We start from the raw sequence: 25,686 nt of genomic DNA, 5'->3' as shown, positions 1-25,686 counted from the left end.
CGCCTCTCCAGGTTGAGAGGAGAAGGGAACAAGGGTGTCGATCGAGATTACTAAGGGAAAAGCCAAACGGCTCCTCGAAGAGCACGCGCGCGTAGTTGCTGCTGCCGGCGACTGGACGGCTGCCGTGACGATCAATCAGGAGATCCTTGAGCGCGCTCCTCGCGATGTCGCAGCCTTCAATCGCCTGGGCAAGGCGTACTTCGAAATGCGCCGATTTCGGTCGGCCTACGAGGCGTACCAGCAGGCGTTTGCCATCGATCCGGCGAACGTGATTGCTCAGCGCAACATCAGCCGCCTCGAGCCACTCAAGGAGACCGAGGCCGAAGTCGAAGCGATCGGTCGCACCCGCGATCTCGGCGCAGGCATCTTCGTCGAAGAGGTTGGCAAGACCTACGTCGACGACCTCGTCACTGTCGCGCCTGCTGCCGTACTAACCGAGCTCTCCAGCGGTGACCAACTCACCATGGAGCAGGCCGGCAACGCGATCCGGCTGCTGGACGAAGATGGTCAGTACATTGGCCAGATGGAGCCACGACTGGCACGCCGCGTGATTGAGCTCGTCGAGCTCGGCAACGAGTATGAGGTCTATGTCACCGCCAACACGGGCGAGAGTGTCCGCGTCATCGTCCGGGAGTCGGTGAAGAGCCCGGACATGGGCACTCGCCTCTCATTCCCGCGCCAGGGCAAGATCTCTGTCCCGCGAGCCTATCTCCGTGACACGCGCCTCTTCCGCGACGAGCCGGACCTCGAGCTCGGGGACGAAGAGGATGAGGAGCTCGACACCGAGGAGCTGGAAGCACGCGAGACCGACGCCGACGCGGACGACGACACTGAGTACATCGCCGAGTCCGACACCGAGGCTGAAGACGAAGAAAGCGCCTAGCGCGAGCACATCTCGTAGCGCAATTGCACAATGAGAAAGCGGACGTCCAATGGGCGTCCGCTTTTGCGCTTACTGATGCTGGATGTTAGCGGAGAACGAGGGTGGCAATTGCCAGAACGACGAGCAGAACCGCAACAATGCCCAGGAGACGCTTGAGGTCGGAGCGGATGATTGCCATCTCCTGCTCGTGGCTCATCGCATAGATCCGCCGTCGAGGCGCGACCGCGGCAGCGGCTGCCGCTGGCTGCCCGCTGACAGCGTCGACATCCTGCTGAATCGCTCGGCTGTGTTGCACTTCTTCGGCGCGCCGCGCCTCGTAGGCTTTCAGCTGCGCGCGATTCATCTGCGTTCGAGTTCGTGATTTTGCTGGCTTACTCACGTCGACGAAACCATCCTGTGGATCGAATTGGCGGTCAGTTTCAACGGCTCAGTATAGCATGCAGAGATTACGAAGCCGGATCGTCCACCGTCGATACAACTACGCTCTCACCGCGCTGGATCTCCCACGACTGCGTGGCGCTCCCACCGCGGACGGCGATCTCCAATCCTCCATGGCTACCGAACAACGCCAACGTCTTCCCCACCGGAACGTCCTTGTATGAACGATGGATGCCGCGCACGAACGCATCGCCGCAGCGCACGAAGACGGAGGAGAGGTCCCACGGGATCTGCCGCCTCGTGATCAGCGTCCGACAGTTGCCGAAGCGATCGATCGAAACGACTGGTGCGTGCACGCTTTCCGGGTTGTCGTGGCTTGCCTTCCACGGCAGCGACGCCAGGGTTGCCGGGTCAACCGAGCTGCCGAGTTGGTTGAGGCTGACGTCTCCCGACGCCAGGCGACCGGCGACCGGCGCGAGAACATCACGACCGGGGAAGATAGCGGGTACATCACGAAAGAATGCGGGCTCATTCAGAACAATGAGAGCGTTAGCCGGTTGATTGGCGACAAGCAGCGTGAGCACACCATTGTCAGGCGCAACAAAGTAATGGCCGCCCACTTCGGCCACCACTGGACGATGACTCGTATCCGTTCCGGCATCGACTACCAGCAGATGGACAGTTCCTGCTGGAAATGTCGACCAGACCATCGCAGTTTGAAACGCCGCCTCAGTCACGTCGCGGCTCGGGATGTGGTGAGTAACGTCGATGAGCGTCGCATGACGATGATTCGTGAGCACGACCCCTTTCAGCGCCGCGACGTAGCCGTCGATAGTTCCGAGGTCGGTCGTCAGTGTCACGATCCCATTTGGCTCGACGCTCATGTATGCCCCCTTCACGCCCCCACGCACGCCCAGTCGTTCTATTGGCGATCGCGCCAGCCCTCGGACTCCTGCAAATCGTAGACCGGATCGAGGAACGATGCCCATTGTGTGGGATCTTCGGCGAACGACGTGATGAGATGCTCCTCGAATGCGGCGGTCACCGCCCACCAGTCCTTGTCGTCCATATCCTCGATCAGCTCGTGCGCCAGCGCGACCCGGTCCACTTCTTTCCCGGCATCTTTGGCCTTCTTCTCCGCCTGCTCCAGGTCCCAGAGCCAGTACAGATCGTCGAAGACCACGTTGATAACCTCAGGGCGGCGTTGATACTCGCGGACCATCTCGACATACACTGGCCGCGGTATGCGCTTTGTCCACATGCGTCCATCCTCGCGGACGAACTTCGAGTAGTCGCGCTCGGTCACGGTGCAGCATTCCCCTTTACATCAACACGGAGGCCCGCAAGCTCTTCGGGAGTGTTCACGTTTCCGAACGACTCCAGCCTGGGATCGTATTCACGGATCCAGTCTTCTGATAGCGAGCGCCAGCGCAGCTCGCGAACAGCATCGACGATCTTGCGCTGGCCGGCCTGCAAGCGCCGCTCAAACACAGGCAGACAGGATCTGCGATAGATCGCGTGCGTCGTCTCCCAGGTCAGCGCGCCGCCCTGGTCGCTGCGATCTGCGGCAGTTGTCGGGATCAACACTTGCGCATCATCGACGAGCGCCGCCATTGCCCGCAGCAACGCTGGCGAGAGATTCGGCATGTCACACGCGACAACCAGAACGCGATCATAGCCTGCCTGCCGCACCGCCGTTGCAATTCCGCCGAGCGCCCCACCGCCCGGATGGTCATCGCCAACGACGCGCAGGCCGAAGTCATGATACTCGGGCCGGTCGCCAACGAGAAAGACGTCATCGCTGACCGAAGCAAGCCGTGCTGCAGCCCGCGCGACCATCGCCTGGCCGTTGATGCGAAGCAGCGCCTTGTCTTCGCCCATTCTCCGACTCTGGCCGCCGGTGAGAATCGCGGCGCTCAACGGTTCTCGCACCAAACCCACTGTCCACGTCGTTCCCGCGATTGGACCGAAGGGCAGAGAACTGCCCTGCCATCGCTGCTGACACGTCCAAAATCATCTGATAGACTCTTGTTAAGCGACCAAGACGGTGTTCAGGAAGGTGGTCCCGCCATGGACTTGCCGGTGACATCCGAGACGGTTAACTGATCAGCACCCGGCCCTGTGCCGCGGTGCTGATTCGTCTCTATCGCTGGTACGCCCAATCCGAGCGGTCGCCACAGTCGCACCGTCAAACCTCCTGCAGAGCGTGGGAGTGTTACGGGGAACGGCGAAAGGAGACGGCCAATGAACTCGTCGTTGATCTCCAAGATCGAGAAGTCGCGTCGTTATGCCGAAGAGCCAGAGCGAGTCAAATTCGACTCGTTTTCTGTCGAGTTCCACGGCAACAACGACAACTACACCACCACCATGACCGGCAATGAGTTTTCCTGTACTTGCCACTTCTTCGCAGTGCAGGGCATGGGAACCTGCGCTCACATTATGGCCATGCAGAGGATTCTGCATGACATGATGTCGGAAGAGCAGCGCACTGCCGGCGCGCCTGTCTCACTCTCCAGCGTCTAACAAGGGTCCACGAGATTGCCGCGCCGATGCGATTCCATCGGCGCGGCAGTGATCTGCTTTCAATTCAACGATATATCAAGGGCTTTGCGCTCAACCTGCGCCGTCAATGTGACGACGTGCGATACGCCGTTGCGTTCAATCAGCTCGCGACGATCGAAGCCGGAAGGCAGCTCGTTTTCCGAACGCCGCACGATTGGCGGCCGATCCGGCATACCATCGGCAGGCACGATGTCGAGCATCGATCCCGCTGCCAGTCGCAGCGCGGCGTAATACCGAATGCTCGCGTGGGTGATGTGGCGAACGAAATGCTGCATAGCGCCCCGCTACATCTGGCAAAAACGCGCGACGCGCAGCACGAACAGATGCGCGCCACCGAGCGCGACCGATTCAATCAAATCAGTTCCCATGTCATTTTCGAGCGATTGCGGAACCGACGCAGGCGGAGCAGAACGCTCACATGTGAGGCGGGTGATGATGGCAGTGGCGCTCGCTTGCTGCTCATCCTCGATTCCGACAAGGACCGCAGCGGTTCCACTGCGCAAGAACCTGCCGGTTGTACCGATATAGGTCGCTCCATACCCCGCTTTCACCAGCGCCTGGAGTAGAGATGAGGCATCATAGTCCTGCACAATCGCGACAAGCAGCTTCATAGCCCGGCAATCCTTTGGCGCATCTGGCTCGGTTGGGCAAGGATACTCGATTGACATCTCAGAGAGGCAATCCCCATGTCCACGAAGTGCATCCATCTCGCAGATCTCACCTGGATGCAGGCGGCCGAGATCCTGGAGCAGCGGCCAGTCGGGCTGCTGCCGATCGGCGCGACCGAGGCTCATGGGCCGCATTTGCCGCTGGACACCGATGTCATCATCGCGGTCGCGACAGCGGAGAACGCCGCCGAAAAGCTCAACGCAGCCGGGATACCTGCGATCATCCTGCCACCGATTGCGTACAGCGTCTCATTCGTCGGGACGTCGTTTCCGGGCACTACACCCGTTGAGGCGGAGCAGTTCGAGCGCTACCTGACGAGCCTGCTCACTCAGGCAGCGAGGCAGGGGTATCAGGCGCTGATCTGCTGCAATGCGCATCTGGAGCCGGAACACGTCAACCGCATCCAGCGAGCCTGCCGTACCGTCGAGGAGGCGACCGGCCTGCCGGTGCGTTCGCCGGATCAGCGCAAAGAGCATCACGCCGCAACACTCAGCGAGGAGTTCCGCCGGGGCGCTCGTCACGCGGGGTGTTACGAGACATCGATCGTGCTCACCGCAAAGCCGGAAGCTGTCGATCGCGCGACGCTGGCGACAATGCCGCCGGTCTGGATCGATCTGCCGGCCCGTCTCCGTGAAGGTGCCCGTACGTTTGCCGATGCGGGCGCGGAACTCGGATATTTTGGCGATCCGGCACAGGCAACGGTCGAAGAAGGACAGGCGATGCTTGACGCACTGGGCGCGATGATCGCCAGCGCGGTCCCCGGCTACACGCCTCCGGGCGGAACGACCGGCTAGGCGCTTGGGCGCAGCCGCGCGCGCCAATCGTCGAGAATGTCGCGCAACGTGTCCTCAATCGTCCAACCAGGTTGCCATCCCGTGCGCTCGCGGAACCGCGTCGCGTCACCAATCAGCACCGGCACGTCCGACGGCCGCAACCGCGACGGGTCCTGCCGCACCTCGACAGGGATCGTCGCCATGCCGGTGAGCTTGTCCAGCAGGTCGCCAATCCGCCAGCCGACGCCGCTGGCCAGATTGTAGACCTCGCCTTTTCCGGGGTCGATGGCATCTGCCGCCAGGCGATAGGCCTGAACCACGTCGCGGACATCGAGGAAGTCACGGATCGCATCGAGGTTACCGGTCAGAATTGTCGGCTCGATCAGCCCGTGTTCAGCCTCTGCTATCTGGCGTGCAAATGTCGAGAGCACAAACCGGTCACTCTGACCAGGGCCGACGTGGCTGAATGGGCGCAGACGGACGATCTCCATACCGTACGACAGCGCATATTGGAGCGCGAGCATGTCCTGTGCGATCTTGGAGACAGCGTACGGATTGCCGGGCCGGAACGGCTGTGCTTCGGTAACCGGCACCTCGTCCGGCGCGACGAAACCGTACTCTTCGGCTGACCCGACCGCGACAACGCGTACGCTGTTCGCGGTTCCGCGAATCGCCTCCAGGACGTTGAGCATTCCAACCAGATTGTTGGTGAGGGTTTCGGCCGGTGCGGCGACGGACTGCGGCACATAGCTCTGACTGGCCAGATGAAAGATGATCTCCGGGGCAACGTGCGTCACCGTTCGACGCACCAGATCAGCATCCCGAAGATCGCAGGCCAGCACGCGCGTCCGCGTGCCGAGTGTGGACGCACGCCGACCGATGCCGACAACCTGCCAGTCGGTGGTGCTTTCGAGTTCCGCGACGAGGTGACGGCCAACGAAACCACTCGCGCCGGTGATGAGCGCGGTCGTCATCGCGTCCCGCTCACGCTTCAGGCGACGCCGACGGTCGTCTGCGGCCCGGCAGCCTCCCGCAACGCCTCGGCCAGATCGGTGCGCTCCCACGGCAGATCGAGATCAGGTCGACCGAAATGACCGTACGCCGCGACCTGGCGATAGATTGGACGCATCAGATCCAGGTCCTGAATGATCGCCAACGGTCGTAGATCGAACATGTCTTCGACGACAGCCACCAGTCGCTCGTCGGAGACCGTGCTGGTGCCGAAGGTCTCGACGTGCAGCGAGAGTGGATGCGCAACGCCGATGGCATAGGAGATTTGCAGCTCGCAGCGCCGCGCCAGCCCGGCAGCCACGATGTTCTTGGCGACGTAGCGTGCCGCGTATGCACCGGAGCGATCGACCTTTGTCGGATCTTTGCCCGAGAACGCGCCGCCACCGTGGCGCGCCATGCCGCCGTAGGTGTCGACGATGATCTTGCGGCCGGTCAGGCCGGCATCACCCATCGGCCCGCCGATGACGAAGCGGCCACTCGGATTAACCAGGATCTTCGTCTCAGCGTCGATCAGAGCTTCCGGGATGCTGGAGTAAATGATCTCTTCAATGACGCCTGAGCGAATGTCTTCATTGGAGACAGACTCGTCATGCTGCGTTGAGATGAGCACAGTGGCGACACGCTTCGGCTCACCGTGCTCGTACTCGACCGTCACCTGGCTCTTGCCATCGGGCCGCAGGAACGGCAGCGAGCCGTCGCGTCGGGCGATCGTTAATCGGTGTGACAGGTCGTGGGCCAGCGAGATCGGCAGCGGCATGAGCTCCGGGGTCTCGTCGCAGGCGAACCCGATCATCATGCCCTGGTCGCCTGCGCCGATCCGGTCACGCGGGTCGCGCATCTCGCTATCGCGAATCTCCAGCGCCTCATCGACTCCGCCCGCGATGTCCGGCGATTGCTCCTTGATTGACGTGATGACGCCGCACGTATTGGCGTCAAACCCATAGGCATCGCTGGTGTAGCCGATGTCGCGCACGACATCGCGAGCGATCCGGGGGATATCGACGTAGGTGCTGGTGGTGATTTCGCCGAAGACGACGACCAGCCCGGTGGTCGCTGCCGTCTCGCAGGCGACACGGGCGTCAGCATCTTCGGTCAGAATCGCGTCGAGTACGGCATCAGAAATCTGATCGCAGAGCTTGTCTGGGTGCCCCTCGGTAACAGATTCGGACGTGAAAAACGCTTGCGATGCCCGCATAAACGAAGTCGGCATTGCGTTGGGTCTCCTCCAGCTAGTCGATGGTCGGTCTCACCCGCGTGCGTATTCTCTGCTGGCGCTATGTCCCGTGCTCCCACGACGACATATAGCTTTCCTGCTCGTCAGTCAGCACGTCAATCTCGATGTTCATGGCGCTCAGTTTGAGCCGCGCGATCTGCTGATCAATCTCCTGCGGCACGACATAGACACGCTTCTCAAGCTCACTGCCGTGCGACACCAGATAGGAGCAGGCAAGCGCCTGATTGGCGAATGACATGTCCATCACGCTCGCCGGGTGGCCCTCGGCCGCTGCGAGATTAATCAATCGTCCCTCACCGAGCACGATCACCCGCTTGTCAGCCGCGATCTGGAACTCCTCAACGAACGGTCGGAGTATGCGTCGGCCTTCGCCGGCCATTTCCTCCAGAGCCGCCATATTGATCTCGGAGTTGAAATGTCCAGCATTACTGATGATCGCACCGTCGCGCATGTTCTGGAAATCATCGCGGTCGATCACGTTGATGTTGCCGGTCGCAGTGATGAAGATGTCGCCAATCGTGGCCGCGCGAAGCATCGTGGTGACGGCGAAGCCATCCATCGCCGCTTCGAGCGCCCGCGTCGGGTTGATCTCGGTCACGATGACACGCGCCCCCATGCCCTTCGCGCGCATGGCGATGCCCTTGCCGCACCAGCCATAGCCTGCGACGACAAGCACCTTGCCGGCCAGGAGAATGTTGGTCGCGCGCAGGATACCGTCGAGCGTCGACTGGCCGGTGCCGTAGCGATTGTCGAAGAAGTGCTTGGTGTCGGCGTCATTCACCGCAACGACCGGGAACGCCAGCACGCCGTCATTCTCCATCGCGCGCATGCGGACGACGCCCGTCGTCGTTTCCTCGGTCGCGCCGATCATGCCCTCAAGCACCTCGCGACGCGTGCGGTGGACGGTGCTGACGACGTCCGCGCCGTCATCAATGATGATATTCGGCTGGTGATCGATCGCCGAATTGAGGTGACGGTAGTAGGTTTCGGCGTCTTCGCCCTTAATCGCGAAGACGGGGATACCATCATCAACCAGCGCGGCCGCAACATCGTTCTGGGTAGACAGCGGGTTGCTGGCGCAGATCACCGCGTCAGCTCCACCAGCCTTGAGTGTGAGCGCCAGATTTGCGCTCTCGGTGGTGACGTGGACGCAGGCGACGATGCGGACCCCGGCTAGCGGCTTCTCGCGCTCGAAGCGTTCGCGAATCAGCGCCAGCACCGGCATCTCGCGCGCAGCCCAGGCAATTCGGCGATGGCCGTCGTCAGCCAGGCCGCGATCGAAGATGTCGTAATTCATCTGCGTCGTGTCGGTCATTCCCTACTCTTCCCTGTTTCGACCGGCCACTGCCGGGTCTTCATGCAGTGTGCGCACTGCGTCGGCGTATTCAGGAAACGACTCTGAGAACCGCTCAGCGAACGCTGCCGCCGTGTACTCATGGCTCTGCGTGCCCTTGACCTCGACGACGAACGTCGCGGCCTGCGAGCCAATACGCCCAGCCTCTTCCCAGGAAAGGCCGGCCAACATGCCGTGAATCAGTCCGGCGCGGTATCCGTCGCCAGCCCCGGTTGGGTCAACAACCGATGACGCGCGGGCCGCCGGGATGCGATGTTCGGATTTGCCGTGGCCATCGTAGATCGTCGAGCCCAGGTCACCATAGGTGATGACCACCGTTTCGCAGGCCCGAATGAGCTCATCGCGACTGGTGCCCGTCTTGTCGCAGATCATGGCGAACTCATAGTCATTGCCGATCAGCAACCTGGCGGACTTCACGCCTTCGCTCAGCGCCGTACCGGAGAGTGCAATGATCTGCTGGCCGGGATCGAAGACGTAGGGGACGCCGGCGGCAGCGAATTCCCGCACGTGCCGGATCATCGCTTCCGGGTCGGTCGGCGAGATCACGCCAAGCCGCACATCCTCGCGGTGGTCATCGACCGACACATCGCGAGCCTTCGACATCGCGCCCGGATAGAACCCCGTAATCTGGTTGTCGGCGCGATCAGTCGTAATGAAGGCGCTCGCGGTGCGCTCGTGCTCGATGATGTGGATCCCGGACGTGTCTACACCAACGCGCTCCAGCGCCGAGCGGTACTCATCGAAATCAATACCGGCCGTCGCGACGACGCGGCAACGTGTCCCAAGCAGCGCCAGGCTGTAGGCGATGTTCCCGGCAACTCCACCACGCAGCCGATCCAGCGAATCAACGAGAAACGACACGTTCAGCACGTGGATCTTGTCGGGAATTATGTGGTCTTCAAAATGACCGGGAAAAACCATGATGTGATCGTATGCGAGGGAACCTGAGAGCAGGACGGTCACAATGCGTGTCTCCGGTGTTCAATGCACGACAACACCACCCGTCCTCGGGAGGCGTAACCATCGGACTATAGCACACGCCAGTCTATTCCCTGGTCAAAGCGAGCAAGCTACGCCGCACATCGTCGATTGCGACGTCGGTTTCGAGCTCAACCCCACCGTCGCGGACCGGCAACACCCAGTGAATCGCGCCGTCGACATTCTTCTTATCATGCGTCAGATTACTCAGCACCTGCTCGATGTCCGTCTCAAGGTCCGTTGGCAAGCCAGCGCGATTCAGGAGCGCCCGGACGCGATCCAGGTCCGTCTCCGGCACGCGACCCATCGCGACGGCTGCACCAATGATAGTCAGCAATCCCAAGCCGATCGCCTCGCCGTGGCGGTAGCGATAGCCGTCGGCCTCGATCGCGTGACCGGCGGTGTGGCCGAAATTGAGCACCATCCGCAGTCCAGCCTCGCGCTCGTCAGCAGCGACAACCGATGCTTTGATTGCGACGTTCAGCGCCAGAATCTCCTCAACCTGCTCCGCCGGGAGCGGATCCAGCTCGACCTCCTGCAGCGTCTCCAGCAGCGTCGTTCCACCAAGCGGCGTGCTCGGCTGGATCAACGAGTGCTTGATGACCTCGGCCATGCCGGATCGGTATTCAGCCTGTGGCAACGAATCGAGGAACGCAGGATCGATCAATACAACTCCGGGCTGATAGAACGCCCCGGCCAGGTTCTTACCGGCCGGCAGGTTGACGCCGGTCTTACCGCCGACGCTGGAATCGACCATCGCCAGGAGCGACGTCGGCACCTGGACCAGCGCCAGACCGCGAAGACAAATGCTCGCCACAAACCCGGCCAGATCGCCGACGACACCGCCGCCCAGCGCGATCACGACATCCCGCCGCGTCGCACCTCCTTCGGTCATCTGTTTGCAGAGGCGTTCTACGTCGGTCAGGCTCTTGGTCGTCTCGCCGGGCTGCACAACGAGCAGATCGGCCCGCAGTCCGTCTCGCTCCAGCGACTCGCAAACTTCGTCAGCCCAGCGCGCGGCCACATTCTCGTCGGACACCACCCAGGCGCGGCGCGAGCGCGGCCAGCGCTGATGGATCGTCTGCCCGAGCTGACTGCGCACCCCGCGGCCAACGTAAATGTCTGAGCGTCCAGACGGCGTCAGCAGCGACAATCGCGGACTGAGCCCACCGGCAGAATGCTGCATGACAGCTCGCACAACGGCCTCAATAGCCGCAGCGTGATCAAGAGCGGAGGTATCGATGGTGACATCGGCCTGCGCGTAGAGCGCTGAGCGCTGCGCTACGAGCGCGCGAATACGCTCCTCAGCGTTGCCGGCCAGTAGCGGCCGTTCGGCACGCTCCCCGTCCGCCCCGGTCTGGCGCGTCACGCGACCGACGAGGGTCTCCGGATCAGCCGACAGGCCAACGACAACGCTGTTCGGACGCCAGACGGCCCAGTTTTCGTCGAAGAGCACCGCGCCGCCACCCGTCGCAATAACTGCTGGGCCCTGCTGGCACGCCTGCGCGACGACCTCTCGCTCAATAGCACGGAACGCCGGCTCTCCGTAGCGTGCGAAGAACTCGGTGATCGGCATCCCGATTCGTTCGCTGAGCTCATCATCGGTGTCGATCACCGGCTTGCCCAGGCGCTCACCCAGGGCACGGGCGATGGACGATTTTCCGGCTCCACTGGGACCGATGAGCACTACTCGCTCCGGCACGTCAGGCATACACTGTTTCCTGCTTCACAATACGTCTCACAACAGTCATCACTTGGGCCGGAGTATACTTGCCCATCTAACCTGCCTTGACAGGTCATGTGCCGGTCATCGGGCGTCGGGCTGGAAGTAGGGTGATGCCGCGCCGATGCGGATCACCATGTACACAACCAGACATTCCAGCGCGCGGGGATTCCCGCGTGGATGGATACCACATGCGCCCCGGGGGGAGGACGATACTCAGGATGGCTCGAATACTGGTAGCGGATGACGACGCCGGTATCCGATCGCTCCTTCGCGAACTGTTCGAAGACGAGGGCTTCGATGTCGAGGAGGTGACGAACGGCGCGACAATCATTGAGGAAATCTCTGCTGACGACCCGCCTGATCTGGTCATCATGGACGTGCGCATGCCGGATGTCAGCGGCCTCGACGTTCTGCGCAAGCTAAGCGACACACGCGATGGCCCGTTTCCGATCATTGTCATGACTGCCTACGGCTCCGCTTCCACCGCCATCGATGCAATCCAGTTCGGTGCCTATGATTATGTCACCAAGCCATTTGATCTGGATGACGTTCTCCTGCGCGTGCAGCGGTTCTTTGAGCGCCAGGCGCTGGCCAACGAGGTGCAGAAGCTTCGTGCGCTCGCCGAGCGCGATCCCAATGAATACATCATCGGCAACAGCCCGGCGATGCAGGAAGTCTTCAAGTCCATTGGCCGCGTCGCGCGCACAGATTCGACGGTGCTGATTACCGGCGAAACCGGCTCCGGCAAGGAGCTGGTTGCGACGACGATTCACCGCAACTCCGGCTATGCGCACGGCCCGCTGGTGAAGGTCAACTGCGCGGCTCTGCCGGAGACGTTGCTTGAGAGCGAGCTCTTCGGCCACGAAAAGGGCGCGTTCACCGGTGCGATTGCCCAGAAGAAAGGCCACTTCGAGCGCGCCAATCGGGGCACGATCTTTCTGGATGAGATCGGCGAAATGACGCTCTCAACCCAGAAGAAGCTGCTGCGTGTGCTGCAGGAGCGCGAGTTCGAACGTGTCGGCGGGACCGTGCCAGTCAAGGTCGATGTCCGCGTGATCACGGCAACGAACAAGAACCTGCCCCAGGAAGTGCGTGATGGCCAGTTCCGCGAGGATCTGTATTTCCGTCTGAACGTCATTGAGATCTATCTTCCGCCGCTGCGTGAGCGGCGCGACGACATTCCGTTGCTGGTGGAGCACTTTCTGCACAAGCACCGCATCAGCTCGTCCGCTAGCCCAACGCAAATCTCAGCCGGCGCGATGCGGACGCTCATCGATCACGACTGGCCCGGCAATGTCCGCGAACTGGAGAACACGATCGAACGTGCGATTGTCATGGCACAGGGCGGAATCATCACCGAAGACCTGATCACGTTCTCATCGACCGATCAGGGGCACTTCATCGACATCGCCAGCACGGTGCGCAACCGAACGCCGATGCAGGAAGTCCTTCAGGATGTCGAACGCCAGATGATCCGTGAGGCTCTGCGCCAGTCGAGCGGCGATCGTGTTGCCGCAGCCAGCCTGCTGGACTTGAGTCTTGACGAGCTGACGGAGAAGCTGAACAACTACGGCATTTCACTCGAAACGTCGGTCGTGTAGCGCACATCGATCACGTCGGCATCTGAGTTGACGAAGCCATCGCGGAGCCTCGGCACCGATCGGAGCAGCGCTGGTGTGCGACGAATTTCTCGCATCGCCCAGTGGCGGAACGAGTCAAGTCGATCACGCGACGGGCGTCGCCCTTCATCGTAGTACACCTGCGCCGCCATCCCGGCGACGAACGTGCCGGTGAACGCGATCAGAACCTTCGGCACGGCACCCGCCGCGAACGGCAGAATCGCCGCCATGTCGCGTGCAACCGTGCGCCAGAACAGGCCGGCACCGACGACCGGCACCATCTCTCGATAAATCGCCATCCGGTTGCTGGTGTCTCGGCCGTAGATCGCCGCCAGCTTGTAGATCATCATCAACTGATTCTTGGTCAGCACGATTGTGTCCGCGCCGGCAGCCAGCAATCCGCCAACAACTGGCACCAGCGACGGGATGTTCGAGACGACAGCGAATTGCGCGTTGACGCGCGACGTGGCGTTCACGACGTGCGCTGCCGCCGCGCGGCGCAGCTTCGGGAATGACCGTCCCAGCGCGAGCTCAATATCAGGCTCGCGAGCGAACAGCATCTGCCAGACGCGCTCAATTGGCTCAGAACGGCTGAAGACGACGACCCGCGCATCGGAGACCGCGCGTGCACGCCAGGCGCGCTCCTCGACCAGAATGATTTCAGCGAGGTCCGGAAGCGGGTCTGCCTCCCCGAGGGCAACGACGCGCTCGCTCGCTTCCGGACCGAAGATGTCGAGTGCTGCTACTTGCGCATCCTCGGCGGTTGTTGAGACCACGGCCAGGCGAGGCCGCCGCAACGCTGCCTGCTCCAGATCGTCGAACGACATCTCGCGAACGATTTGAAAGATTTGGCGGGCCGAATCAACCGGCCCAGGAAATGGTGTCACTCGCGGTGGCACGGTATGTAGCGTCCTAACTTCTCCTGCACGACACACCGAAATCGCGTCGTGCGTCTGGTACGGAGATATAACGCACGAGGCGGGCCAACCGTCCCGAAGTCAGGCCTTGGTGCTAGTCCGTTCTATCGTCGCGCGCGCTTCGGCAACGATCCAGTCGCGCAAATGATCGGGCGAGTTTACCTCCACCATTTGCCCGTAGCGGAGAACCCAGCGCTGGAATTCGGGTGTTACCTGAATGGTGGCCCGATAAACGACCGATCCGTCCGGCTCGTGCTCGATGTGCTCGCCCTCGAACCATTCGCCCTCGGCGACCCAGTCGGCCGCAGGTGGCGTAAAACGCAGCGCCACTTTGTCCACCGGCAGATCAAGACCGCGCATCAGCCCCCAGCCCGAGGCCAGGAACCGCTCTGTATTGAAATCGACCGGCGCGACGAAACTCTGCGGCAGTATCTCGATGCTGCGAATGCGATCCACCTTGAACACACGGACCGTCTGGCGCAAATGGCAGTAGCCAATCAGGTGCCATGTGCGCTCGTAGGGCACGATGCCGTAGGGATCTACATCACGCTCGGTCATGTCACCGCCGCGTGAGGCGACCTTGTAGACAAGATGCAGCCGCCGACCGTTTGAAATTGCCGACAGAACCTTCGTGAGCGCCTGCGTTCGGCGGCCATCCGTCTGCGGGGGCGAGCCCTGTTCAAGGTGCTCGACGATGCGTCGCAAGTCTTTTGGGAACACGGACGTGAGACGCCTGACCGCAGCACTGAGCTCCTCCTGCTGCACGCCGCCGTAACTGAAGCCGGCCTCTACGGCCAGCAGTAGTGAAAGTGCTTCCGGGATCGAATAACTGACCGACGGTAGCCGAGGAACCGACCTGCCAAAGTAGTAGCCTCCGCCGGGCTCGACGCGCAAATCCCATCCGAGGCCATGGCGAATGACCTGCAGATCGCTGGTGATCGAACGCTCCGAGACTTCGAACTCGTCGGCCAGACGCTTCCGGGACCACCGCCTCGGTGACCCCTGGATGAACGAGATGATTTCAAGCAGGCGAGCAATCCGTCGTGTTTCCTGCACGCGCCCCATCGTCACCTACCTCGCGCCGGCCCCAAGCCCCGTCATCAACCCACAAAGCATGGTTCGCGCAGCTTGCAGCTCACCGAAAGTCACGTCACTCACGCGCGCGCCAAGCGAGGCAAACGACGGGATAACGCTCAGTTGACGCCGGTCGACGACAGTCCGCGCGATACTGTCGTGCTGCCACCAGTGCGGGACCGCATGAAGGAGCCGCCCGCCGCCAACTTCGGCACGCACGATGAGTGGCTCGTCGGTCAGTGAATCAACCGCGATGACATCCAGTTGCGCCGAGGTCGTGTCGTCAACGGCAACCGGGATATGCCCGGCCGGTAGCTGAACACCCGGAAGCATGTGGGTATCAATCCCTGCCGGATGGCCCATGCACAGATCGTGAGTGGCGAGCCAGCGCACACGCGCAATGCGGGCAGGCCGCGGGCTGGTGGGACGCAAGGCATCGCTCATCGGCGAAGTCAACGCAGACTTGTCGCTGGTAATCAGCGTCGCGCCCTCTGCCAGCAATTCAACAATCTCATTTTCGGGAAGACTTGCCGAATCCTGGCATCCGAGGAAAACAACCTTCGGCGATTCAGGAATCGCGTGAAGAGACTCCACAAACGTGTGTGGAAGATCCAGGATTTGCATAATCTGGGGCGATTTCACCAATTTGCTGGCGACAAGAACGATGGCGCTGGCGGGCAGCGCGCGCAACTGAGCAAGCGTCTTCTGGAAGCGTCCGCCATAGAGTGAGAAGGCAAGCTGGTACGCGGCAAGGGTTCGCGACATCGAAGCAGACGGCACGCCGTCCAGCGCCAAGGCGATCTGGTCAGTACGCGCTGAAGCAGCGTGCACGACCGAATCTGACCAATCAGAACCCGGTGCAACCATGGTGGCGACCTTTCGTTGGCAGTTCCCGAGTAACGGTACGTGTCCAGCGTAGAGCGGCCTGGGGAAGGATGTCGTTCCCCACGCCATCAACTGCGTTGGAATTACTCTGGAATGCTGCCTAGCCGTGCCACTTCGGTCGCTCGCCGATTTGAATGTTGAGCACGTGCATCAGGGTTCGCACCAGCAATAGCGCCGGTAACAGGCTGGCGAGGACGCCAAACAATAGCCATCGTTCTCCGGGACCCATGCACCCTCCTACCTGACGAAACAATGCCATGCGCTGGTATGCTTCGGAAACGCTCGACAACGTGGAGATTCGTGACCCCCAGTCCGTATCGCCACACAGCCGAACGACTTGTTATGGAATGATACCGCCTCTCCCAAATGAGCGGCGTGCGGCAGGTCACACTCAGCGACAGTTTCGCTGGAAGGGTCACTGGTTAGATGCTCCAAACTGCGATGTGGCTCATTCCAATCGCACCGTTCATCATTGGCATAGCGACGACCTGGAGCCTGCGTCAGGCTTTCGAAGAGATGGTCTGGTTTAACGTTGCCTACGCGTTGACGCTTGGTGCCGTCTACCTCGCCGAGGTGCTCGGTTATGGGTTCGTCTCAACCTCACCAACTGGCGCAGGCGGCGCGATGGGACTGGTCGCCGGGTTCGTTGCGCTGGGCGTTTGCCGTTATCGCTGGAAGAAGCGCAAGTACGAAGAGGCAGTCGCAAAAGCGGCCGAGCAGCGCCGCATCGCGCGCGAGCGCAAGGCGCAGGGCCTGAGCCCCACGCCGCCGGCTGACAATTCGCTGGTCACCAGCGCCTTCCGTCTGGCCGGCTCGCTCGAGCGCTCACGGCGACAGGCGATGAAGCGCCGCGCAGAGCAGCAGCGCACGACCGCCGGAGAATCCTAGGTCACGTGATCGGGACGATCCTGCAACATCCCAGCTGACATCGGCAGCGCCTCGCCGCTCTCGAACGAGAAGCAGCAGGCAGCTTCGTCAAACCACGAGGGCGGAGCCATGTGACCCCAGAAGGTCGCGCGCCGTGGATCGTTGAGCGTCCAGCGGATCGGCTCCCAATCCGGGTCGGACAGCAGGTAGTCGCTGGCGTACAACTCGATCCGATTGCCGTCCGGATCCCGCAAATACAGGAAGAACGCGTTCGAGAGGCCGTGGCGTCCCGGGCCGCGCTCGATCGATTCCGCCCAACCCGACGCAGCCAGCACATCACACGCCCGCAGCACCGACATCGGATCGGTGACCCAGAACCCGAAGTGGTGGACACGCGGGCCGGTGCCATTCATCAGTGCCAGATCGTGGACGTTCTGCTTGCGTTGCAGCCAGGCAGCCCAGAGCCGACCATCGTCGGAGACGGTGTACTCCGAGCATCCAAAGCCGAGCTCGGCCGAATACCAGGCATATGCATCCGAGACGTTCGGCAGCTGGCAATTGAAGTGGTCGAAGCGCATCACCTGCGCGCCGCGATACAGATCGAAGCGCTGCAACAGGCGCTCCTCCTGCTGCATCTGCGCGACGAACTCGAGAGGCAGGCCGAACGGATCGTGAAAGCGCACTGCACGCCCGTGTCCCGGGTCCTGACCCTCCGGCACCTCGATCGTCCGAATCCCTGCCGCTGCCGCGAAATGCGCCAGGCGATCGAGATCATCCTCCGTCGCAACCTTGAACGCGAGGTGGCTGGCTCCCGGAGTCGCTCCGTTCCGCAGGACCAGCGAGTGATGGTCGCGCTCTTCAAACCCACGCAGATAGAGCGCGTCGCTCGTCCGCTCCGTCAGGACGAATCCAAGGGCATCGACATAGAACGCATGGGCTCGGTCAAGGTCAGTGACATGGAATTCACCGTGCGCCGACCGGATGATGTTCGCGCCTGATCTCGGCGTCGGCCTGCCGCGTTGAATCTGCACACCTGTTGATGTTGAGCTCACCATGGTGGGTCTTGCCTTTCTGCGGGATCACTGAGATCCCCGGCACTCCACTCGTCGTGATAAATGCGCATGTCCGCGTTCGCCCATCGGTCGGCCGCCTCGGCCGGTGTCGATGGCTCGACCAGATCGCAATACCGCGAGCGGAAGAACGCGAGCGGCCCCTGGAGACTCGTCGTCGGCTCGTGAAGCGCGACGACTTCGCCAACGACAATCCAGTGGTCGCCGCCCTCGTGCACTGCCGTCGTCCGGCACGACATCGCGGCCAGCGAACCGGGCAACAGCGGCGCGATCTGACCCTGCTCGAGCGTCACTGTTCGCGCGGCCTGCTCCTTGTTTGCACCAGCGAACTGGCGAGAGATCTCAAGCTGGCGGTCGCTGAGAATGTTGACCGCGAAGCCTTCGACATCAGGAAGCATCCGCGCCATTCGCGCCGTCTTGATGACGCAGAACAGGACAAGCGGGGGTTCGAGCGAAACCGAAGTAAAGGAATTCGCCGTCATACCGTGGACATGGCCGCCGTGCTGAACCGTGATCACGGTCACGCCGGTCGCGAACTGCCCTACAGCGCGACGAAACGATCCCGGATCGACAGTTCCTGGGGAGTTCATCCGCTCGTTCCTTTATCTGACATCGATGCCTCGCGGCCCTCGGCGATGAACTCTCGAATCATATTCATATACGGCGTGCGATCATAGGAATTGAACAGCGCGCCGGCCATACGAACCGGGTCGCCGAAGAAGAAGCGCTCGTACAACACCTGCCGCGAACCAAATGACGATGCTGCCGTATCCCAGGCCAGGCGGAAGAGCGCCACCCGATCGCGAGCGTCGGCTCTGGCTGCGGTCAGGAATCGATCGATCGACGGACCCATCTCGCCATTGATGTCTGCCTCGGTCGGCGTGGCCATAAGGCCGCTGGCAGAAAGCTGCTGGATGATCTCAGCGAAGCGCGGATAGAGCCGGGGATAGAGATTGCGGGCCGCATCGAGCGGCTCTCGCGCCGGTGTCATGATGCCCCAGCGATCGAGCTGCGCGTCGTTCTCGGCGGTCGCCTTCAGGGCGCGCATGCACTCCAGACCAATGATGATCTCGGCGACCTTCTCGTGGACGTGCTGGAAGGGCTCGATCGCGATCGTGTCGATGATCGTGCTGGCCAGCCCGAGCATGAACTCGGTTTTGGCGATGTTCTTCGCGATCACCTGATGGGCCATATGGATGACGGCGTTCGTCGCACCGAACGCACCGTTGGCCAGCTCCGGATCGCCATACAGGAACACACGCTCCCACGGCACGAACACGTCGTCGAAGATGACGACCGCATCCATCTCTTCAAAGCGCGATCCCAGCGGATGGTCGTGCTTTGAGCGCCCGAGATCGTAGGTCTCGCGGCACAGGAACTTCAGCCCTGGCGCGCCGCATGGAATCACGAATCCGAACGCGTACGGAGAGTCTGCTGGATCAGCCTTCACGACGGTCGATGGGAAGACCTCGATTTCGTCCGCAATCGGGCCGAGCGTCGCCAGCATGCGCGCGCCGCGGATGACGATGCCGTCGTCCTTCTCCTCAACCACACGTGCCGACAAATACGGATCAGCTTGTTGCGACGGTCCCACTGAGCGGTTTGCCTGCGGGTTGATGAGCGTGTGCGTCAGGCAGAGATCTTCTTCGCGTGCCTTGCGATAGTACGCTTCGACGTTCTTGCCGAAGTCCGGATTGTTCGTACCGAAATAATCATGGGCTCCGGAAAAGGCCATCAGCGACGAGCTCAGGTAATCCGGAGTTCGCCCGAGCATCCCGTGCGAATAGTCCGCCCAGGTCTTGAATGCTTTGCCCCGACGCTGTAGATCGGCCCGCGTACGCGGTTGCAGAAAGGCTGTGCCAACTCGCTCCCCCGTATCCGGCGATTCGTAGGTGAGATTGTCGCGATGCTCCGCATCGTGCTGCATGTCGTAGAGATGCGCGATGCTCTGAATGACATTGCGAAACGCGCGATGCTCCGTGACATCACTCACCCGCTCGCCCTCGATATACACCTCACGAGGCTGTTGTTTCAGGCCATCGATGTATTGCTGGCCGGTTCGTGCGCCCATCAGGCTGGCCCCTTTCCCATCGAACTGCGTATCAGGATGCGTCTGCAATCACTGGATTCTCAAGCGCACCCAAACCGTCGACCTCAAGCCGCATGACATCGCCCGGATAGATGTGACTGATCCCCTTCGGCGTGCCGGTCAGGATGACATCATTCGGCTCCAGCGACATGAAATCGCTGATGTACTCGATCAACGTCGGAATGTCGCGGACGAAGAGCGACGTCGTACCGGTCTGGCGAAGCTCGCCATTGACGAATGCTCGCAGCTCCAGATTGTTCGGGTCGTCAACTTCGTCGATTACGAGGTACGGGCCGAGCGGGCCGAACGTGTCGAAGCCCTTGGCCTTCACCGGCGGGCGATAGAAGTTGTGCACGAAGTCGCGAACAGTGACGTCATTCGCGATCGTGTAGCCGAGCACGTGGTCCATCGCCTCACTCTGGCGGATCTTGCGTCCACCACGACCGATGACGACGGCCAGCTCGACTTCATAGTGCATGTACTCAACGTTCGGCGGCGCAATGACCGGCGCGCCGTTGCCGATCAGCGAGGTCAACGGCTTGAAGAACAGGGCGGGCTCTTCCGGCGAAGCAAGCCCGAGCTCTTCTGCGTGGTCAGCATAGTTGAGTGCCAGACCAACGACCTTGCCCGGCTTCACCGGTGGCAGCCAGACGACATCGGCCGGGTTGTACAGTCGGCCGGCGTTGCCGCGCAGCACCGTATCCTGTTCGATTGACTCACCTTCGTGAATCTCGCCATCAGCCGCAAATCGAACTCGTCGCATGTCGCCCTCCTGCTTTCGATTGCAATCAGCGCCGGCCACCGGCGTTGATCTGATTTTGGATTAAGATGCAGCAGCCGACGCCACGAACTGTGGTTGGTCGCCCGGCATCAGCGCTGCACGTCAGCGATCCGGAGGTCATTTCTGTTCCAGCCCCTATGGCGTCATTGTAGACGACACTGCCGAGACGACAACGCCCGGATGTCGGCATGAGCCGACATCTGGTTGTCGTGACGCCGTGGCTGCCGACGCCGCCGGAGTTTGGCGGTGCCCTGCGCTCGTTTCATCTTATTCGCGAACTCTCGCGCACCCACGAGGTAACGATCCTCTGCCCGATCACCGATGCTGACGATCTGGAGCTGGACACCCTGCGTGCGCTCGGCAACATCACCTGCGTCCCCCACCCCTGGACGCCGCGGCATCCGGCCAATCGCACCAAGCGCAGGCTGCAGGTGCGATCGATCTCGTCGCGCAAGTCGTTTGTTGAGCTATCGACCTGGTCCGAGTCTATGCAGGGCGTGCTGGATCGCCTCTTTCTCACGCGCAACATTGATTGCATCCTTTATGAATCCACGCGAACGGCGCTGTTCCAGCCACCGCGCCCCTGCCCAACAGTGATCGATGCCCACGATGTCGAAGCCGAGCTGCTCTTGCGCGTGGCGCGGAACGCGGACAGCGACATCGAGCGATCGCTGAAGCTGGCCGAAGCACGGAAGGTCACCCAACTGGAGCGCCGCCTGTGGCGCTCGGCAGACGTCGTCGTCGCTACGTCAGACCGCGACGCCGCGTCCATTGCCGCAGCTTCTGGAGCGACGACGCGTGTCGTGCCCAATGGCACTGATGTCGCTGCGTTCGCACGCCCGACCGATGCGGAGCGTCGCAACGACATCGTCTTCACTGGCGTCATGCGTCACCAGCCGAACAGCGACGCGGCACGCTGGTACCTGGACGAGATTGAACCGCTCGTTCGCGAGCGCATGCCGGGAGCGCGAACCGTGTTCGTCGGAGCAGACCCGCCGGACTGGCTGCTCGCCCGCGCCACCGACGAGGTCGTCGTCACCGGAAGAGTCGCGGACATTCGCCCGTGGCTGTGGTCGGCTGCGGTCGCGATCGTGCCACTACGCTCCGGCGGAGGCACGCGCCTGAAGATTTTCGAGGCACTCGCCGCCGGAGCCCCAGTCGTCTCGACCACGATCGGGGCCGAGGGTATCCCGGGCATTGACCGCACAACGCTGCTGGCCGACGAACCGCAGGCGTTCGCAAATGCGGTTGTTACTGCCATGGCGGACCCCGAACAAGCGCAGATTCTGCGCGACAATGGAGCGCAACTCGTCCGCGAATACGACTGGTCAACGATCAGCATGCGAATGAACGAGGCAATCGACACGGCGATTGAGCACGGTCAACGACGGGAGCAGGCAGGACAGCATACGCCGATCGACTGGTCTGGCCGACTCTGGAAGAGGGGATAGACGATGAGCGAGAACTTGAAGTGGCCACGCAAGCCATCTGATCCAGTTGTTGGGATGCAGTTGCCGCGCCACTACGGCAGCGTTCCGACGCTCTTCGGAGCGCCACCGGCCCGAACGCCAAGCGACCTGGCCGGCAGCGACATCGTGTTCCTCGGAGTGCCGTGGCAAGCGCCGGTGCCCGACTCACGCATTGGCGCGGCAGGCTCCAACTACTTCGGTACGAACCTCACGCCGAGCACGTTCCGAACCAACTCCGTCAAGTACGGTGGCTACCTGCCGGAGCTGGACATTGATGTCTTCGAGCGCCTGGGTCTGGTCGATTATGGCGATGTTGAGATATCGAACGATCACGCCACCACATTCGCTACGACCGGCGATCGCGTCACTGAGATCATCCGGGCGGGCGCGATCCCCTTCACGCTTGGCGGGAATTCCGGCCCGTCGACCTACGGCGTTCTGAAAGCGGTTGCCGCGGCAGCGCAGGGGCCGGTTGCCGTTATCAACTTCGATGCCCACCACGACAACCTGACCGGCGAGATCGAGGAGGACGACCCGCGCTTGCCGCGCTGGGGATCGACCTGGGCACGGCGCATTCTCGACCTGCCGAATGTCGATCCTGCTCGCTACACCCATGTCGGTCTCCGTGGGCCGCGCAACGACCGCGATGTAATTCAGCGATTCCTCGATAAGGGCGTCCAGCGCGACAACATCATCACCTACTGGCAAATCGCACGGGCGCGCCGTCAGAATTATGAGGAGTGGATCGCCTCGGTGATGGGGAAGTCGATTGGCGGGGCGGACAAAGTCTGGCTCGCTGTCGATCCAGATGTACTGGATATCGGCGAGTCTGGCGACTTCGGCGACGAGCCGCTGGGGCTGTCGGTGGCAGAAGTCTGCTGGGGGGCGTACGAGGTCGGCAAAGCGGCCGGCCGCGACCGCTTCGGCGGCATCGCCTTCATGGCCATGCCATTCGACGCAATGCGGCTCCACTGGTGCATGTTGTATGTATTCCTCTATGCAATGGCCGGAGTCGTTGCGTCAATGGACGGAGATGCACATGGCAACGAATAGCCGCGAACTGTTTAGCACCGGTACCGTCTGGGAACGCGAGGTTGGTTACTCCCGAGCGATCAAGCTTGGTGATCGGATTTTCGTTTCCGGCACGACAGCGACGCTGCCTTCCGGAGAGCTGGCCGGCATTGGTGACGCGTACATTCAGACGAAGCAGACGATCGAGAATATTCGTCTCGCGCTGGAGCAAGCCGGAGCAACACTGGCAGATCTCATCCGTTATCGCGTCTATCTGACCCGACGAGAGGATGTAGAAGATGCCTGCCGAGCGCTTGGCGAAGCGTTTCTCGACACTCGACCGACCGGCACATTGATTGGGATTTCCTGGCTGATTGACCCGCGTATGCTGATTGAGATAGACGCCGAGGCAATCATCAACAACACAGGCGCTGACGAAAGCCGAGCATAGGAGGCCAAAACCTACATGGCGGGACATCATCGCGCGGGCGACGGAGAGAATGTCCGATCGACGCGCCTACCAGGTGGTCACCTCATGGCTGCCGCACTCGACCGCCAACTCATGATCTGGAGCGACCGCGGAGGTGCCAGCCGCCACATCGGTGATCGCTGGGCAATTCGTTGTGCCGAGGTGCTCCGCGATGCCGAGGGCACCGAGTGGCCCATCCCTCACGACGACGCCTATCGAATCGTTTCGGTGATGCGGCTCGACGATGTCCCGGAAGTTTCGAAGGAAGCAAATCGTCATCAGCTTGAGAACCCGGATTTTCTGCTGATTGGCACGCAACGGGGCAAAGACCAACCAATTCTCCAGGCAGCCGACGCCAAATTCGCACCGGATCGGATCCGACCGAGCCAGGTCAGTGCGGCGGTCGTCAGCAACCTGCTTGATGTCGGCGGTGCCGCGCACCAGATCGTCGATGAGACGCGCGCTGCGCATGGCCTCTCGGCTCCACGCATTGTCCGTGGCGTCTTCCTCTCGCCGGAATCGGAGATGAGCGAACACCTGCTGCGCCGCGTCACGACTGGTCGACGCGCGACAGTAGACCGGTCCGAGGTCGTAACGATTCCGCCACGTCCGGATCAGCTTTTCGTCGGGCTTCCGGAGAGCCGGCTGATCGGCCCGCTGGCCCGCATTGATGAGCTACCGGTGACGCCGCGCAACAACCTGATTTCGGCGATTTACTACTTCCGCCTCAGTTGCGCCTGCTTCTATCTGTGGGGTGAAGAGCATCGGCCGTTGCTGACCAGCGAGCCAGCGTCGGAGCCCGAACCCGGTATGGTCGCGGCAGCAGTCACGATGCGCGCCGAACGGGCGACGAACGCGTTCGAGGTCGTCGAACGGTGGTCGATGGACGTGGAGCCACAAGTTCGAGCCCGCACCGCAATTGGCGAAGTCGCAACTCTGCCGATCCGCATCCGCGAAGTTCGCGCCGAGATCGAGAAGGCAGGACTTGGCGGCGACAACAAGGTGCTGCGAATTGTTCGTGGCGGTCTGGAGAGTGCGTTCCGCAGCGCGCTCCACGACGAGGTCGGCGACATCCTTGCCGATGACCCGCGCTCGCTATCGCAAATCCTCAACGACGTGGCGACAGCATCGCGCGGCTTACGCAAGGACATGCTCGCCGTGATGCGGCAAAACATCGAAGCTCTCCGAACGGAGCTGCCCGAGGCGGCCGCGGACAACTGACCAGTTTCGGTGTTCACCTTGCCGTACTGTCGCGAATATCCCATCATGATAGGACTCAATCCGCGTGGCGGCGTTCGTGCGTTGCCTCGCGTCGTGAGTGATACGCTCCCCGTGTCAATCACCTGCAACGATGAAACAGGTACAGCGTGAGGAGATGGGACTATGTCGGTTGCTAGCAGGACGCTGGTCACCGAGATCATGACCAGCGAGGTCATGACCGTGACCCCGGATACACCAATTGAGTCGGCCGCCCGAACACTGTTCACCGAACGTATTTCCGGTATGCCAGTCGTTGAGGACAAGCGCCTGGTTGGCATGGTGACCGAGTTCGACATCATCGCCAAAGAGGGCACGACAGTTGCCGATATCATGACTCGCGACGTCCTGAGTGTCGGCGAAGACACCGACGCCGAGGCAGTTGCACGAATCCTGATCAGCCAGCACGTTCGCCGCGTTCCGGTCGTGCGGGATGCGCAGGTCGTCGGGATCATCTCGCGCTCCGACCTCGTTCGCCTGTTCGCCGTGACCCGCTGGTCGTGCGAATCGTGCGGCTACTACACTCGCGGCTTCGAGCGGCTGAGCGTGTGCCCGAAGTGTGGCGGCACAACAATCATCCTGGAACGCGAACCACCGGGCTCGTAAAGAC

At 61.9% G+C, this 25,686-nt stretch carries 28 protein-coding genes; 10 read left to right on the top strand and 18 right to left on the bottom strand.

Going from position 1 to position 25,686, the window contains the following annotated elements:
- Window positions 1-34 precede the first annotated feature (34 nt).
- On the top strand, window positions 35-883 hold the full coding sequence (locus tag M9890_01985; GenBank protein MCO5175726.1) for a hypothetical protein: 849 nt from the start codon (window positions 35-37) through the stop codon (window positions 881-883).
- 85 nt (window positions 884-968) lie between these two features.
- Here the strand turns inward: M9890_01985 and M9890_01980 are convergent, their stop codons facing one another.
- From M9890_01980 to M9890_01965, 4 genes are all read right to left on the bottom strand, one after another.
- The gene (locus M9890_01980; protein ID MCO5175725.1) at window positions 969-1,262 is read right to left on the bottom strand and encodes a hypothetical protein; all 294 of its coding nucleotides are present in this window, start codon (window positions 1,260-1,262) and stop codon (window positions 969-971) included.
- A 67-nt stretch (window positions 1,263-1,329) separates the two neighbouring features.
- Window positions 1,330-2,145 carry an SAM-dependent chlorinase/fluorinase gene (locus M9890_01975; GenBank protein MCO5175724.1) on the bottom strand — a complete coding sequence of 272 codons (816 nt, stop codon included), beginning with the start codon at window positions 2,143-2,145 and terminating at the stop codon, window positions 1,330-1,332.
- Between the two features lie 38 nt (window positions 2,146-2,183).
- Window positions 2,184-2,567 carry a hypothetical protein gene (locus tag M9890_01970; protein ID MCO5175723.1) on the bottom strand — a complete coding sequence of 128 codons (384 nt, stop codon included), beginning with the start codon at window positions 2,565-2,567 and terminating at the stop codon, window positions 2,184-2,186.
- Window positions 2,564-3,193, bottom strand: coding sequence for a molybdenum cofactor guanylyltransferase (locus tag M9890_01965; GenBank protein ID MCO5175722.1), 630 nt, complete (start codon window positions 3,191-3,193; stop codon window positions 2,564-2,566). The genes M9890_01970 and M9890_01965 overlap by 4 nt, the downstream gene beginning before the upstream one ends.
- A 312-nt stretch (window positions 3,194-3,505) precedes the next feature.
- On the opposite strand from M9890_01965, the gene M9890_01960 reads away from it, so the two are divergent.
- The gene (locus M9890_01960) at window positions 3,506-3,784 is read left to right on the top strand and encodes a hypothetical protein (GenBank protein MCO5175721.1); all 279 of its coding nucleotides are present in this window, start codon (window positions 3,506-3,508) and stop codon (window positions 3,782-3,784) included.
- A 59-nt stretch (window positions 3,785-3,843) separates the two neighbouring features.
- On the opposite strand, the gene M9890_01955 is transcribed toward M9890_01960, so the two are convergent.
- Both M9890_01955 and M9890_01950 read right to left on the bottom strand, forming a co-directional pair.
- Window positions 3,844-4,098 (bottom strand): hypothetical protein, encoded by a 255-nt coding sequence (locus M9890_01955; GenBank protein MCO5175720.1) that lies wholly within the window; start codon window positions 4,096-4,098, stop codon window positions 3,844-3,846.
- Between the two features lie 9 nt (window positions 4,099-4,107).
- Window positions 4,108-4,434, bottom strand: a complete 327-nt coding sequence (locus tag M9890_01950) for a cyclic-di-AMP receptor (GenBank protein ID MCO5175719.1) — start codon at window positions 4,432-4,434, stop codon at window positions 4,108-4,110.
- Between the two features lie 75 nt (window positions 4,435-4,509).
- On the opposite strand from M9890_01950, the gene M9890_01945 reads away from it, so the two are divergent.
- Window positions 4,510-5,286 carry a creatininase family protein gene (locus M9890_01945; protein ID MCO5175718.1) on the top strand — a complete coding sequence of 259 codons (777 nt, stop codon included), beginning with the start codon at window positions 4,510-4,512 and terminating at the stop codon, window positions 5,284-5,286.
- Here M9890_01945 and M9890_01940 read toward each other — a convergent pair.
- The 5 genes from M9890_01940 to aroB form a co-directional block, all read right to left on the bottom strand.
- Window positions 5,283-6,239, bottom strand: coding sequence for a GDP-mannose 4,6-dehydratase (locus M9890_01940; protein ID MCO5175717.1), 957 nt, complete (start codon window positions 6,237-6,239; stop codon window positions 5,283-5,285). The two genes, M9890_01945 and M9890_01940, sit on opposite strands and share 4 nt — an antisense overlap.
- A gap of 17 nt (window positions 6,240-6,256) precedes the next feature.
- Window positions 6,257-7,486, bottom strand: a complete 1,230-nt coding sequence (gene metK / locus M9890_01935; GenBank protein MCO5175716.1) for a methionine adenosyltransferase — start codon at window positions 7,484-7,486, stop codon at window positions 6,257-6,259.
- Between the two features lie 64 nt (window positions 7,487-7,550).
- A complete protein-coding gene (gene ahcY, locus M9890_01930; GenBank protein MCO5175715.1) occupies window positions 7,551-8,825 on the bottom strand; it encodes an adenosylhomocysteinase in 1,275 nt (424 codons plus the stop codon).
- Window positions 8,826-8,828: 3 nt separating this feature from the next.
- A complete protein-coding gene (locus M9890_01925) occupies window positions 8,829-9,785 on the bottom strand; it encodes a carbohydrate kinase family protein (protein MCO5175714.1) in 957 nt (318 codons plus the stop codon).
- A gap of 124 nt (window positions 9,786-9,909) precedes the next feature.
- Window positions 9,910-11,553, bottom strand: coding sequence for a 3-dehydroquinate synthase (aroB, locus tag M9890_01920; GenBank protein MCO5175713.1), 1,644 nt, complete (start codon window positions 11,551-11,553; stop codon window positions 9,910-9,912).
- A gap of 233 nt (window positions 11,554-11,786) precedes the next feature.
- Here aroB and M9890_01915 point away from each other — a divergent pair, with 233 nt between their 5' ends.
- Window positions 11,787-13,169 carry a sigma-54 dependent transcriptional regulator gene (locus M9890_01915; protein ID MCO5175712.1) on the top strand — a complete coding sequence of 461 codons (1,383 nt, stop codon included), beginning with the start codon at window positions 11,787-11,789 and terminating at the stop codon, window positions 13,167-13,169.
- Here the strand turns inward: M9890_01915 and M9890_01910 are convergent.
- The 3 genes from M9890_01910 to M9890_01900 form a co-directional block, all read right to left on the bottom strand.
- Window positions 13,136-14,086 (bottom strand): hypothetical protein, encoded by a 951-nt coding sequence (locus M9890_01910; protein ID MCO5175711.1) that lies wholly within the window; start codon window positions 14,084-14,086, stop codon window positions 13,136-13,138. The two genes, M9890_01915 and M9890_01910, sit on opposite strands and share 34 nt — an antisense overlap.
- Window positions 14,087-14,185: 99 nt before the next feature.
- On the bottom strand, window positions 14,186-15,160 hold the full coding sequence (locus M9890_01905; protein ID MCO5175710.1) for a WYL domain-containing protein: 975 nt from the start codon (window positions 15,158-15,160) through the stop codon (window positions 14,186-14,188).
- A gap of 15 nt (window positions 15,161-15,175) precedes the next feature.
- Window positions 15,176-15,973, bottom strand: a complete 798-nt coding sequence (locus M9890_01900; GenBank protein ID MCO5175709.1) for a hypothetical protein — start codon at window positions 15,971-15,973, stop codon at window positions 15,176-15,178.
- 516 nt (window positions 15,974-16,489) lie between these two features.
- Here M9890_01900 and M9890_01895 point away from each other — a divergent pair.
- Window positions 16,490-16,951 carry a hypothetical protein gene (locus tag M9890_01895; GenBank protein MCO5175708.1) on the top strand — a complete coding sequence of 154 codons (462 nt, stop codon included), beginning with the start codon at window positions 16,490-16,492 and terminating at the stop codon, window positions 16,949-16,951.
- On the opposite strand, the gene hpaD is transcribed toward M9890_01895, so the two are convergent.
- Genes hpaD through M9890_01875 form a run of 4 tightly spaced genes read right to left on the bottom strand, consistent with a single transcriptional unit; the run spans window position 16,948 to window position 20,852 of the window.
- Entirely contained in the window at window positions 16,948-17,982 is a 1,035-nt protein-coding gene (gene hpaD / locus M9890_01890) for a 3,4-dihydroxyphenylacetate 2,3-dioxygenase (GenBank protein MCO5175707.1), read from the bottom strand. The two genes, M9890_01895 and hpaD, sit on opposite strands and share 4 nt — an antisense overlap.
- Entirely contained in the window at window positions 17,979-18,590 is a 612-nt protein-coding gene (locus M9890_01885) for a flavin reductase family protein (GenBank protein ID MCO5175706.1), read from the bottom strand. The genes hpaD and M9890_01885 overlap by 4 nt, the downstream gene beginning before the upstream one ends.
- Window positions 18,587-20,071 carry a 4-hydroxyphenylacetate 3-monooxygenase, oxygenase component gene (gene hpaB / locus M9890_01880; protein ID MCO5175705.1) on the bottom strand — a complete coding sequence of 495 codons (1,485 nt, stop codon included), beginning with the start codon at window positions 20,069-20,071 and terminating at the stop codon, window positions 18,587-18,589. The genes M9890_01885 and hpaB overlap by 4 nt, the downstream gene beginning before the upstream one ends.
- A 31-nt stretch (window positions 20,072-20,102) precedes the next feature.
- Window positions 20,103-20,852 carry a fumarylacetoacetate hydrolase family protein gene (locus M9890_01875; protein MCO5175704.1) on the bottom strand — a complete coding sequence of 250 codons (750 nt, stop codon included), beginning with the start codon at window positions 20,850-20,852 and terminating at the stop codon, window positions 20,103-20,105.
- Window positions 20,853-21,058: 206 nt separating this feature from the next.
- Here M9890_01875 and M9890_01870 point away from each other — a divergent pair, with 206 nt between their 5' ends.
- From M9890_01870 to M9890_01850, 5 genes are all read left to right on the top strand, one after another.
- Window positions 21,059-22,321 (top strand): glycosyltransferase family 4 protein, encoded by a 1,263-nt coding sequence (locus M9890_01870; protein ID MCO5175703.1) that lies wholly within the window; start codon window positions 21,059-21,061, stop codon window positions 22,319-22,321.
- Window positions 22,322-22,324: 3 nt separating this feature from the next.
- Window positions 22,325-23,392, top strand: coding sequence for an arginase family protein (locus M9890_01865; GenBank protein MCO5175702.1), 1,068 nt, complete (start codon window positions 22,325-22,327; stop codon window positions 23,390-23,392).
- Window positions 23,379-23,801: a RidA family protein gene (locus tag M9890_01860; protein ID MCO5175701.1), complete on the top strand. Its 423-nt coding sequence runs from the start codon at window positions 23,379-23,381 to the stop codon at window positions 23,799-23,801. Before M9890_01865 ends, M9890_01860 begins: the two co-directional genes overlap by 14 nt.
- Before the next feature lie 84 nt (window positions 23,802-23,885).
- Entirely contained in the window at window positions 23,886-25,040 is a 1,155-nt protein-coding gene (locus M9890_01855) for a hypothetical protein (protein ID MCO5175700.1), read from the top strand.
- A 162-nt stretch (window positions 25,041-25,202) separates the two neighbouring features.
- A complete protein-coding gene (locus M9890_01850; GenBank protein MCO5175699.1) occupies window positions 25,203-25,682 on the top strand; it encodes a CBS domain-containing protein in 480 nt (159 codons plus the stop codon).
- The last annotated feature ends 4 nt before the right edge of the window (window positions 25,683-25,686 follow it).

This window comes from Thermomicrobiales bacterium, from assembly GCA_023954495.1.
Lineage (GTDB): Bacteria > Chloroflexota > Chloroflexia > Thermomicrobiales > CFX8 > JAMLIA01.
The sequence above is the reverse complement of the archived record's forward strand: the minus strand, read 5'-3'. Positions and strand labels throughout refer to the sequence as shown.